General features: G+C 69.0%; 12 protein-coding genes and 1 pseudogene. 1 reads left to right on the forward strand and 12 read right to left on the reverse strand.

Features of this window, described 5'->3' with window-relative positions:
* Positions 1 to 163: pseudogene (locus F7Q96_RS27470) on the reverse strand (protein-L-isoaspartate(D-aspartate) O-methyltransferase); the annotation flags it as partial.
* A gap of 45 nt (positions 164 to 208) precedes the next feature.
* Positions 209 to 961, reverse strand: a complete 753-nt coding sequence (gene surE, locus F7Q96_RS25940) for a 5'/3'-nucleotidase SurE (RefSeq protein ID WP_053822067.1) — start codon at positions 959 to 961, stop codon at positions 209 to 211.
* 192 nt (positions 962 to 1,153) lie between these two features.
* Here surE and F7Q96_RS25945 point away from each other — a divergent pair, with 192 nt between their 5' ends.
* Positions 1,154 to 2,128: an NADPH:quinone oxidoreductase family protein gene (locus F7Q96_RS25945; RefSeq protein WP_053822068.1), complete on the forward strand. Its 975-nt coding sequence runs from the start codon at positions 1,154 to 1,156 to the stop codon at positions 2,126 to 2,128.
* 91 nt (positions 2,129 to 2,219) lie between these two features.
* On the opposite strand, the gene F7Q96_RS25950 is transcribed toward F7Q96_RS25945, so the two are convergent.
* The 10 genes from F7Q96_RS25950 to F7Q96_RS25995 form a co-directional block, all read right to left on the reverse strand.
* On the reverse strand, positions 2,220 to 3,011 hold the full coding sequence (locus tag F7Q96_RS25950) for an ABC transporter permease (RefSeq protein ID WP_053822069.1): 792 nt from the start codon (positions 3,009 to 3,011) through the stop codon (positions 2,220 to 2,222).
* Between the two features lie 81 nt (positions 3,012 to 3,092).
* Complete coding sequence (locus tag F7Q96_RS25955) at positions 3,093 to 3,905, reverse strand: ABC transporter ATP-binding protein (protein ID WP_053823129.1); 813 nt, start codon at positions 3,903 to 3,905, stop codon at positions 3,093 to 3,095.
* Positions 3,906 to 4,149: 244 nt separating this feature from the next.
* Complete coding sequence (locus tag F7Q96_RS25960; protein ID WP_053822070.1) at positions 4,150 to 5,196, reverse strand: ABC transporter substrate-binding protein; 1,047 nt, start codon at positions 5,194 to 5,196, stop codon at positions 4,150 to 4,152.
* Between the two features lie 168 nt (positions 5,197 to 5,364).
* Positions 5,365 to 6,348, reverse strand: a complete 984-nt coding sequence (locus F7Q96_RS25965; RefSeq protein ID WP_053823130.1) for a Bug family tripartite tricarboxylate transporter substrate binding protein — start codon at positions 6,346 to 6,348, stop codon at positions 5,365 to 5,367.
* A 160-nt stretch (positions 6,349 to 6,508) separates the two neighbouring features.
* Positions 6,509 to 7,501, reverse strand: coding sequence for a hydroxymethylglutaryl-CoA lyase (locus F7Q96_RS25970; protein WP_053822071.1), 993 nt, complete (start codon positions 7,499 to 7,501; stop codon positions 6,509 to 6,511).
* Positions 7,498 to 8,694, reverse strand: a complete 1,197-nt coding sequence (locus F7Q96_RS25975; RefSeq protein ID WP_053822072.1) for a CaiB/BaiF CoA transferase family protein — start codon at positions 8,692 to 8,694, stop codon at positions 7,498 to 7,500. The genes F7Q96_RS25970 and F7Q96_RS25975 overlap by 4 nt, the downstream gene beginning before the upstream one ends.
* A gap of 281 nt (positions 8,695 to 8,975) precedes the next feature.
* Positions 8,976 to 9,881 (reverse strand): LysR family transcriptional regulator, encoded by a 906-nt coding sequence (locus F7Q96_RS25980; protein WP_053822073.1) that lies wholly within the window; start codon positions 9,879 to 9,881, stop codon positions 8,976 to 8,978.
* Between the two features lie 49 nt (positions 9,882 to 9,930).
* A complete protein-coding gene (recR, locus tag F7Q96_RS25985) occupies positions 9,931 to 10,545 on the reverse strand; it encodes a recombination mediator RecR (protein ID WP_053822074.1) in 615 nt (204 codons plus the stop codon).
* 28 nt (positions 10,546 to 10,573) lie between these two features.
* Positions 10,574 to 10,906, reverse strand: coding sequence for a YbaB/EbfC family nucleoid-associated protein (locus F7Q96_RS25990; protein ID WP_023263605.1), 333 nt, complete (start codon positions 10,904 to 10,906; stop codon positions 10,574 to 10,576).
* A 132-nt stretch (positions 10,907 to 11,038) separates the two neighbouring features.
* On the reverse strand, positions 11,039 to 11,548 hold a 510-nt coding region (locus F7Q96_RS25995; RefSeq protein ID WP_282960315.1), incomplete at its 5' end, for a DNA polymerase III subunit gamma/tau C-terminal domain-containing protein.

Raw genomic sequence — 11,548 nt, forward strand, 5'->3', positions numbered from 1 at the left:
CGGCGGGAGGCACGCGGCGCGCCGGCGTCGGCGCCGGGGCCGGCGTGGCGGCACGCTTGCCCGCCATCGCCGGCAGGCCCGCGGTCCGCGCGGGCGCGGGCTTGCGCTCGACCACGGAGTCGAGCGTCAGCGGAAACTTCGGGCGGCGCGGGCTCGAACTCATGGCCTCAACGCGCCCATGGTCCCGGCGGCCGGCACGCGGCTGGCCTCATGCAAGCCATTGCCGCAGCGTATCGAGCTGGGCGCGGTGGGTCAGATCCAGCTGCAGCGGCGTCAGCGAAACGAAGCCTTCCGCGGTCGCGTGGAAATCGGTGCCTTCGCTGGCATCGAGCGCGTCGCCGGCCGGACCGATCCAGTAGTTGGTCTCGCCGCGCGGATTGACCTGTGAGATCACCGGCTGCGAAGGATGGCGCTTGCCCAGCCGCGTGGCGCGCAGCCCGCGGATATGTTCGTACGGCAGATTGGGGATATTGACGTTGAGCAGGAACGGTTCGCGCGGGGGCGTCGCGATCGCGCGCTCGACGATGCCGCGCGCGATGCGGGCCGCGGCATCCAGATGTTCCCAACCCTTGTCGACCTGCGAGAAGGCGATCGACGGGATGCCGAGCAGAAAGCCTTCGATCGCGGCGGCGACGGTGCCGGAGTACAGCACGTCCTCGCCCATGTTCTGGCCCTGGTTGATGCCCGACACCACCAGGTCCGGCTTTTCGTCGAGCAGGCCGGTCAGCGCGATATGCACGCAGTCGGTCGGCGTGCCATTGACGAAGCGAAATCCCTTCTGCACGCCCTCTCTGGCCTCGAACACCGTCAGCGGCCGTTGCAGCGTCAGCGAATTCGATGCGCCGCTATGATTCTGCTCGGGAGCGATCACGGTGATACGGCCCAGCGGCGCCAGCGCGGCATGCAGCATGGCAAGTCCCGGCGCGAGGTAACCGTCGTCGTTGGCGAGAAGGATGTGCATGGCCGCGATTGTACCCGAGGCGATTGCGATGGCGTCGCGCGCCGGTGCTGCCGCAACGGGCGATTTGCACCGCATCGCCGCCCCGGCCGCCGAACTGAACGATCGTACTATTTCTGCGCTACACTAGCCCGGGCCGCGTGGCCGCGCGGTTCAGATCGAGGCATCAAGACATCAAGACTGAATGGAGACACGATGAAAGCCGTACTGTGCAAAGCCTGGGGCCCGCCCGATTCGCTGGCGCTCGAAACCCTGCCCGACCTGGTCGCCGGTCCCGGCGAAGTCGTGATCGACGTGAAAGCCGCCGGCGTCAATTTCCCCGACGTGCTGATCATCCAGAACAAGTACCAGGCCAAGCCGCAGCTGCCCTTTTCCCCGGGCTCCGAGCTGGCCGGCATCGTCAACTCGGTCGGCGACGGCGTCAGCCACGTCAAACCCGGCGACAAGGTGATCGCCTATCTGGGCAACGGCGCGTTCGCGACGCAGGCCAAGGCACCCGCCGCCGCGGTCGTGCCGATGCCGCCGGGCATCGATTTCGAGACCGCCGCCGCCTTCACGCTGACCTATGGCACCTCGCACCACGCGGTGGTCGATCGCGGCGAACTGAAGGCCGGCGAGACCATGCTGGTGCTGGGCGCGGCCGGCGGCGTGGGCCTGGCCGCGATCGAGATCGGCAAGGCGATCGGCGCGCGGGTGATCGCCGCCGCGTCGACCGACGAGAAGCTCGCCGTCTGCAAGGAGCATGGCGCCGACGCGCTGATCAACTACAGCACCGAGGACCTGCGCGAGCGCATCAAGGCGCTGACCGATGGCAAGGGTCCGGACGTCATCTATGACCCGGTCGGCGGCATCTATGCGGAACCCGCATTCCGTTCGATCGGCTGGCGCGGCCGCTATCTGGTGGTCGGCTTCGCCAACGGCGAGATTCCGAAGATGCCGCTGAACCTGGCGCTGCTGAAGGGAGCATCGCTGGTCGGCGTGTTCTGGGGCGAATTCACGCGCCGCGAGCCGCGCGCCAACCAGGCCAACATGGCGCAGATGCTGGGCTGGATGAAGGAAAGCAAGATCCGCCCGCACATCTCGGCGCGCTATCCGCTGGAGCAGGCCGCGCAGGCGCTCAAGGACATGGAAGCGCGCAAGGTCACCGGCAAGATCGTGATCGTGCCGTAAGGCGGGACTTCCCTCTCCCCACCCCTCTCCCGCAAGCGGGAGAGGGAGAAGACCCGTCGCTTACTGTCCGTCTACCGTCACCCACCTCGTCCTACAGCTTCTCCGTCTCCCCGCTCTTCGGCTGCCACTTCATCAGCCGCCGCTCCACCAGCCCCACCATCCAGTCCAGCACCAGCGCGAACGCCGTCAGCACCACGATGCCGGCGAACACCGTGTTGATGTCGAAGGTCCCTTCCGCCTGCAGGATCAGATAGCCGACCCCGCGTGCGGAGCCCAGGTATTCCCCCACCACCGCGCCGACGAAGGCCAGGCCCACCGAGGTATGCAGCGACGAGAACACCCAGCTGGTCGCGCTCGGCAGATAGACATGACGCAGCAGCTGCTGCCGGTTGGCGCCCAGCATGCGCGCATTGGCCAGCACCACGGGGCTGACCTCCTTGACGCCCTGGTAGACGTTGAAGAAGACGATGAAGAACACCAGCGTCACCGCCAGCGCGACCTTGGACCAGATGCCGAGGCCGAACCACACCGCGAAGATCGGCGCCAGAATCACGCGCGGCATCGAGTTCATCGCCTTGATGTACGGATCGAGGATGGCCGAGGCCACCGGGCTCAGCGCCAGCCACAGGCCGACGCCCAGGCCCGCGACGGTGCCGATGCCGAACGCCAGCACCGTTTCGAGCAGCGTGACGCCCAGATGCAGGTAGATGTCGCGCTCGACGAAGAACCAGCTCCAGACGCGCTGCGCCACCAGCCACGGCTCGCCGAAGAAGAACGCCACCTGCTGGGAGCGCGTGGCCAGGTGCCAGGCGCCGAGGATGACCACGAGGACGAGCAGTTGCCAGACGCGCAGCATGCTGCGGGAATCGGTACGGAATGCCATGGATCGTTTTTTCTTGTCAGTTGCGGGATCGACGTATCGGTGTCGGTGCCGGTATCCGTGTCGGTGTCGATGGCCGCCGCTTCAGGCGACCTTGCGCTGCTGCGCATAGCCCTTGAGCACTTCCTCGCGCAGCACGTCCCAGATCGCCGCGTGCAGTTCGACGAAGCGCGGATGGTTGCGGATCTCCGCCACGTCGCGCGGACGCGGCAGGTCGATGTCGAATTCGCCGATCGGATGCGTCGCCGGTCCCGCCGACAGCACCACCACGCGGTCGCTCATCGCGATCGCCTCGTCCAGATCGTGCGTGATGAACAGCACCGCCTTGCGCTTGGCGGCCCACAGTTCCAGCACCTCGTTTTCCATCAGCTGGCGGGTCTGCACGTCCAGCGCGGAGAACGGCTCGTCCATCAGGATGATGTCGGGGTCGAGCACCAGCGTCTGCGCCAGCGCGACGCGCTTGCGCATGCCGCCCGACAGCTGGTGCGGATAGCGGTCGCCGAAGCCGCCGAGCCCCACGCGGCGCAGCCACTCCTCGCCTTCCGCAACCGCCTGCGCGCGCGGCACGCCGCGGAATTCGAGACCCGCGATCACGTTGTCGAGCGCGCTGCGCCAGGGCATCAGCGCCTCGGTCTGGAACATGTAGCCGGCGCGCGCATTGATGCCGGCCAGCGGCTCGCCGAATACGCGCACCTGGCCGGACGACGGCGCCAGCAGGCCGGCGCCGACATTGAGCAGCGTCGACTTGCCGCAGCCGGTGGGCCCGACCACCGAGACGAATTCGCCGGGCGCGATCGCCAGCGAGACGTCCTGGACGGCGGTGTAGCGCTGGTTGCGGTCCTCGCGCGAGATGAAGGTACAGGTGACGTTGTCGAGGGAAAGGGCCGGAGTGGTCATGCGTGTCGCTGTGCGTGCGCCGCGCATCGGCCGGGCCGGCGGCGGCGTGGTGTTCGGTGGCGCCTCCATGGCGCATCCAGGGCGCGCGGCCCTTGTCTGATACAACCGGAAGCCGGCAGATCGGCGGCCCGCCGGGGACGTGCCGCCGATCCTCAGGTCACTCCCGCGCACGCGGGAATCCAGGCGCCTCTGGAAGCCGCCGGGTCCCCGCCTTCGCGGGGACGACGGTGCGCCGCGGCGCGGCTTACTTGTACTTGGCGTTGGCCTTCTGCACGAAGCTGTTGGTGAAGGTCTGGTCCAGCTTGATCGCCTTGCCCTTGAGTGCCGGATCGAACTGCTGCAGCGTCGCCAGCGCGGTACGCGGACCGTCGGCCGGCATCATGCCGTCCGGCGAGATCGCTTCCTTGACCTTCTCCCACGCCGACAGATACAGCGCGCGGTCGCCCAGCAGATAGCTCTCGGGCACCGTCTTGACGATGTCCGACGGGCCCGCCTTCTGCAGCCACTTCAGCGCGCGCACCATCGCATTGGTCAGCGCCTGCGTGGTGTTCGGGTTCTGCTCGATGAACGAGGCCGACGCATAGAGGCAGCCCGACGGCATGTTGCCGCCGAACACCGCCTGCGTGTCCCTCAGCGTGCGGGTATCGGCCACCACGCGGACCTCGTTCTTCTGCGTCAGCATCGAGATCACCGGGTCCAGGTTCGCCATCGCGTCGATCTGGCCCGAGCGCATCGCCGCGACCGCGCCGTTGCTGGCGCCCACGCCGATGAACGACACGTCCGAAGGCTTGAGGCCGGCCTTGGCCAGCACGAAGTTGGCCATCATGTTGGTCGACGATCCGGGCGCCGTGACGCCGATCTTCTTGCCCTTCAGGTCCGCCACCGACTTGAAGTCCGGCATGGTCTTGTTCGAGGTCACCAGCACGATCTGCGGCGCGCGGCCCTGCAGCACGAACTCGCGGTAGTCCTGGCCCTTGGCCTGCAGATTGATGGTGTGCTCGTAGGCGCCGGAAACCACGTCGGCGCTGCCGCCGACCACCGCCTGCAGCGCCTTGGCGCCGCCGGCGAAGTCGACGATCTCGACGTCGAGCCCTTCGTCCTTGAAGTAGCCCTGGCGCTCGGCGATCGTCAGCGGCAGGTAGTAGAACAGGTTCTTGCCGCCGACCGCGATCGTGACCTTGGTCTTCTCCGGCTTGCCCTGCGCATGCGCGAAGCCGCCGAAGGTGAACCAGCCGGCCAGGAACAGCACCAGCGCGATCAGCACCTGTTTCCAGAATTTCCGGTTGTACATCTGTGTCTCCTGCTTTTTGTGTTCCGCCGCCGCGCGGCTTCGTGCGATGCTATCCGAGCGGCGCGGGGCGGCCCAATCGGGAACACTACCTAGCGGGGGACCCGGCGGCCGCGAAAGACGCCGGATTCCCGCTTGCGCGGGAACGACGCGATGACCCGCCGCCCGGGCTTACTCGGCCTGGATATTGGCCGACTGGATGACCTTGCCCCAGCGCGTCAGCTCGGCGCGCTGGTACTGCCCCAGCTGCGACGGGTTCATGTACTTCGCCTCGGCGCCCAGCTCCTCGGCCTTCTTGCGGAAGGCCTCGGTCTTCATGATCTTGTCGATCTCGCCGGTCAGCTTGTCGATCACCGGCTTGGGCGTGCCGGCCGGCGCGTACATCGCGAACCACGACGACACGTCCAGATCGGCGTAGCCGGCCTCGGGCGCGGACGGCACGTCCTTCAGGCTGGGCAGCCGGTTCTTGCTGGTGACCACCAGCGGGCGCAGCTTGCCGGCCTGGATATGCGGAATCAGCGGCGGCGGCGTGGTGATGGTCAGGTCGACCGAGCCGCCGAGCAGGTCGGTCATCGCGGGACCGGTGCCCTTGTACGGCACGTGCGTGATGCGGATGCCGGCCATCTGGTTCAGCAGCTCGGTGGACACATGCTGCAGCGAGCCGTTGCCCGACGACGCGTAGTTCAGCTTGTTCGGATTGGCCTTGGCGTAGGCCACCAGTTCGGACAGCGACTTGACCGGCAGGCTCGGGCGCACCACCAGCACCTGCGGCGCCGACAGCAGATTGGCGACCGGCGCGAAGTCCTTGACCGGGTCCCACGACAGGCCCTTCATCAGCAGCGGCGTGATCACGTGAAAGCCCGAGTACTGCACCAGCAGCGTGTAGCCGTCGGGCTTGGCGCGCGCCACCAGTTGCGCGGCGATGCCGCCGGCGCCGCCGGGGCGGTTCTCGACGACCACCGGCTGGCCGAGCGCCTTGGCCAGCGGCTCGGAAATCATGCGGGCGGCCAGATCGGTGGTGCCGCCCGGCGCCGCCGACACGATCAGCGTGACGGCGCGGTTCGGGTAGGCGCCGTCCTGCGCGTGCGCGCCGGCGCTCAGGCACGCCGCGGCGGCGCAAACGGCCGCGGCGAGCAGACGACGGCGGCCCGGCATGGCCGAGTCAGCGACCGGGCTGGCGGAATGGAACGGTTGGGACGAACGGATCGACATGCTGTCTCCTCCAGGAATCGATGTTGTTTTTGGGTTGGGGTTGCGGACCTTCATCCGCGTGCTTGCTGATTGCTGTTGTTCTTGGGGGATAGGCCGCCTGCCCTCACTGTCCCGCGAAATGCTCGGCCAGCCAGGCCGGCGGCTGGTGCGTCCGCAGCCGCGGACCGGCGCGCAGCAGCTGGCTGCAGACCTCGCGCTCGACCACGGTCGGCAGCTCGCCGATGATGCCGAGCAGGCGCTGCAGATCGACGCCGGTGTCCACGCCCATCGACGCGAACATATGCACGAGCTCCTCGGTCGCGACGTTGCCGCTGGCACCGGGCGCATAGGGGCAGCCGCCGAGCCCGCCGGCGGCCGCGTCGAAGCGCGACACGCCGGTCTCCCAGGCGGCCAGCGCATTGGCCAGCCCCATGCCGCGCGTGTTGTGCAGATGGATGGTCAGGCCGGTGGCCGGCAGTTCGCGCTGGAAGGTCTCGCAGACCGCGCGCACCTGGTTCGGATAGGCCATGCCGGTGGTATCGCACAGCGTGATGCCGTCGGCGCCGGCCAGCGCGAAGCTGCGTGCCAGCGCCATCACCGCGTCGATCGCGACCTCGCCCTCGAACGGGCAGCCGAATACCGTCGACAGCGAGACATTGACCGGCACGCCGGCCGCGCGCGCGGCCTCGATCATCGCCAGCAGCTGCGCCTGCGATTGCGCGCGCGTCATCCGCAGATTGGCGCGGTTGTGCGTCTCGCTGGCCGACATCACCAGATTGACCTCATCCGGCCCGCACGACAGCGCGCGCTCGAGTCCGCGCAGATTCGGCACCAGCACGGTGTAGCGCACGCCGTCGGCGCGGCGCATCCGGTGCATCACCGCCTCGGCGTCGGCCAGCGCCGGAATCGCCCTGGCGGAGGTGAACGAGGTCGCCTCGATGCGGGCGAAGCCGCAGTCCGACAGCGCCTCCAGCAGCGCGACCTTGGCATCGGTCGGCACCACCACCGGTTCGATCTGCAGGCCGTCGCGCGGCGCGACCTCGTTGATCTCGATGCGGGCCGGGCCGCGCAGCGGGAAGCGGGTCGTCGAATGCGTGTTCGAAGCGGTCGCGTTCATGCCACCACCCCGCGTGCGCGCAGGTCGGCGATCGTCGCGGCATCGAAGCCCGCCTGCGCCAGCACCGCGTCGGTATGCTCGCCGAGCGTCGGCGCGCGATCATGGATCGCGCCGGGGCTGCCGGACAGCTTGGGCACGATGCCCGGCACCTCGACCGTCAGGCCGCTGGCGGCGGTGACCTGCTCGATCACGCCGCGCGCGCGGTAGTGCGGGTCCTCGGCGATGTCCTTGACCGTGTAGATGCGGCCGGACGGCACCTGGGCCTCGCGCAGCACGGCCAGCGCGCTGTCGATGTCCTGCGTGCGCGTCCACGCCGCGATCGCGGCATCGAGTTCGTCGACCCGCGCCACGCGGCCGTCGTTGCGCGCCAGCGCTGGATCGTCGGCCAGGTCGGACCGGCCGATCGCCTGCATCAGCCGCTTGAAGATCGCATCGCCGTTGGCGGCGACCAGCACATATTCGCCGCTGGCGCACGGATAGGCGTTCGACGGCGCAATGCCGGGCAGCGCGCCGCCGGCCGGCTGGCGCACCGCGCCGAACGCCGAATACTCGGGCAGCAGGCTCTCGCTCAGATTGAACAGCGCCTCGTACAGCGCCACGTCGATGACCTGGCCGGTGCCGCCGCGCGCATCGCGCTCGTACAGCGCCAGCAGCACGCCCAGCGCGCCATGCAGGCCGGCGATGGTATCGCCCAGCGACAGCCCGGCGCGCACCGGCGGCCGGCCCGGCTCGCCGGTCAGATGGCGCAGCCCGCTCATCGCCTCCGCAACGGCGGCAAAGCCGGGTTCATCCCGCTTCGGGCCGGTCTGGCCGTAGCCGGATACGCGCAGCATGATCAGCTTCGGATTGGCGGCGTGCAGCACGTCCCAGCCCAGGCCCCACTTTTCCATCGTGCCGGGGCGGAAGTTCTCGATCAGCACGTCGGCCTCGGCGGCCAGCTTGCGCACCAGCGCCTGCCCGTCGGGGCTGCGCAGGTCGATGCAGATCGATTCCTTGTTGCGCGACTGCGCCTCCCACCAGACCGAGGTGTCCTGATACAGCATGCGCCATTTGCGCAGCGGATCGCCCTGTCCGGGCGGCTCGACCTTGATCACGTGGGCGCCGAAATCGGCCAGCGTCTTGGCGGCGAAGGGGCCGGCGATCAGCTGCCCGAGTTCGAGCACGCGGATGCCATCCAGAATCTGTCGCGGCATGCGGATTGTCTCCGGGGATCGATGTGTGTCTGGCGATCGCGAGGAGCACGGCGGGAGGGCCCTGCGATCGAATTTGGACGCAGTGTGCCGCAGGGCTTGGGGGCGCGGAAGGCGTCAATCGGTGAAGCGGGCTTTCACCGAACGCGAAAGGCTGCTGCCCTCCGCCCTCTCCCCTGCCCCTCTCCCGCAAGCGGCAGAGGGGAAAACCATGCGGCCAGCAGCAGGCTCCCTCTCCCGCTTGTGGGAGACGGCGGGGACAGGGCAATCCTCAGTGCGGGAAATCAGAACGGCGCGCGATCGCCGCAAAGATGGGTGATCAACAGCCGGGCCGACACCGTCAGCGCGGCCGGATCGCGCATGCCGATCAGCAGCGAGCGCTGCGCCCAGGCGTCCTGCAGCTTGACCAGCGACAGGCCCATCGACTTGACGTGCGGCTCGGCGGCGATGCGCGGCAGCACGCCGACGCCCAGGCCCGCCATCACCATGCGGCACATCGCATCGAAGCTGCGCACCTGGATGCGCAGCCGGAACGGCCGCTCCAGCCGGCTGCTTTCCTCGAGCAGGCGCGCGGCCAGCGAGGTCACCTGCGGCAGGCTGACGAAGTCGTATTCGAGGGTATCGGCGTAGCGCACCGGCCCGCGCTGCGACAGCGGATGCCCCGGCGGCGTGACCAGCACCAGTTCGTCCTGGCGGTATTCGACGGTGACCAGGCCCGCGCTGGGCGTGCGGTCGGCAAAGATGCCGACGTCGGCGCGGTTCTCGACCAGCGCCGCGACGATATCGCCGCTGTTCTGCTCTTCCAGCTCGATGCGGATGGTCGGATGCAGCCGCATGAAGCCGGCCAGATCGTCGGGCAGGAATTGCGTGATCGCCGAGGTGTTGGCGCAGACGCGCACCTGCCCGCGCACGCCAGACGCATAGTCGGACATCACGCCCGCCATGCGCTCGACGTCCTGCAGCACGGTCAGCGCGTGATGGAAGCACGCCTGCCCCGCCTCGGTCAGCTGCACGCCGGCCGCATGGCGGAAGAACAGCGGCGCGCCGACGGCGGCCTCGAGATCGGAGATCCGTTTGCTGGCCGCGGCAACGGCCAGATGCGACTGGCGCGCGCCGGCCGAGATGCTGCCCTGCCGCGCGACGGCGACGAACAGTCCCAGCGTGACCAGATCGAAGCGGGCCAGGTTCATCGGGCGATCAGACCATGCGGGCCGAAGCGATGCGATGCGGCATCGCGCTTCACAGCGTGCGGCGGTCCATCACCGCGCGCGCGATGGTACCGGCATCGACGTATTCGAGCTCGCCGCCGACCGGCACGCCGCGCGCCAGCCGCGAGACCTTGAGCCCGCGCGCCTTCAGCATCTCGCCGATGTAATGCGCGGTGGCCTCGCCCTCGCTGGTGAAGTTGGTGGCGACGATGACCTCGGCCACCGGGCCGCCCAGCGCCGGATCGGTGGCGCGCGCCAGCAGCCGGTCCAGATGGATCTCGCGCGGGCCGACGCCGTCCAGCGGCGACAGCCGGCCCATCAGCACGAAATACTGGCCGCGATAGGTCAGCGTCTGCTCGATCATCACCTGGTCGGCTGGCGTCTCGACCACGCACAGCAGCGAGGCATCGCGGCGCGCGTCCAGGCAGGTCTCGCAGACCTCGGCCTCGGTGAAGGTATTGCAGCGCGCGCAGTGGCGCACGCCGTCGGCCGCGCCGCGCAGCGCGTCGCCGAGCCGGCGCGCGCCCTCGCGGTCATGCTGCAGCAGGTGATAGGCGATCCGCTGCGCCGACTTCGGGCCGACGCCGGGCAGCACCTTCAGTGCCTCGACCAGCGCCTGCAGCGAGGTGGGAGTGGATGCCTTCATCGGGAGTCTGCGTGGGGCAAGCCGGCGCTCAGAACGGCAGCTTGAAGCCCGGAGGCAGCGGCAGGCCCGAGGTCATCGAGCCCATCTTCTCCTGCGTGGTCGCTTCGGCCTTGCGCACCGCATCGTTGAACGCGGCCGCGACCAGGTCTTCCAGCAGCTCCTTGTCCTCGCCCTCGGCGAGCAGGCTCGGATCGATGGTCACGCGCTTGACGTCGTTCTTGCAGGTCATCACGACCTTGACGAGACCGGCGCCGGACTGGCCCTCGACCTCGATCAGGGCGAGCTGCTCCTGCATCTTCTTCATGTTTTCCTGCATCTGCTGGGCTTGCTTCATCAGCCCGGCGAGTTGGCCCTTCATCATGATGCTTCTCCTGAGTTCGATGGATTCGGTGGATTCGGTGTCGGTGCGCGCCGTGCGCCTTCTGTATGAGCGTATGGGCCGATGAGCTGATGAGCGTGGGGCGTATGCAACGTTCTGGCCGGCGTACCGGTGTCACAGCGCCCGCGGCTGGATCGAGCCCGGCACGATCTGGCCGCCGAACTCGCGCAACAGCCCCTGCACGAACGGATCGTTCTCGATCGCGGCTTCAGCCGCGCGCTGGCGCTCGGCGCGCGCCTGCGCGTCGGCCGCCGCGGCGGTCTCGCTGACCGCGCCGACCTCGCAGTGCACGCGCACCGCTTCGCCGAAATGGTCCGACAGCGCCTGCGCCAGGCGCTCGACCGCGTTGCCTTCGGCGATCGCGGCGACCGGCGCGCGCAGCACGAAGGTACGGCCCTGCACGCGCGCCAGTTCGCTCTGATAGGCAAGCTGCTGGGCCAGGCCCTTCAGCGGCAGGCTGGCAGCCAGCGCGGGCCAGTCGCCGTCGAAGATCGCGGGCGTGCCATCGTCCGGCGGCAGCGGCGCGGCGGCCGGCGGCGCCTTGTTGGGGCTCGGCGCGAATGCCTCGTCGGCGGCCGCGGACGGCGCCGGCATGGCCGTGCGCGGCGGCTCGGGCCGGCGCAG

Source organism: Cupriavidus gilardii, from assembly GCF_008801915.1.
Lineage (GTDB): Bacteria > Pseudomonadota > Gammaproteobacteria > Burkholderiales > Burkholderiaceae > Cupriavidus > Cupriavidus gilardii.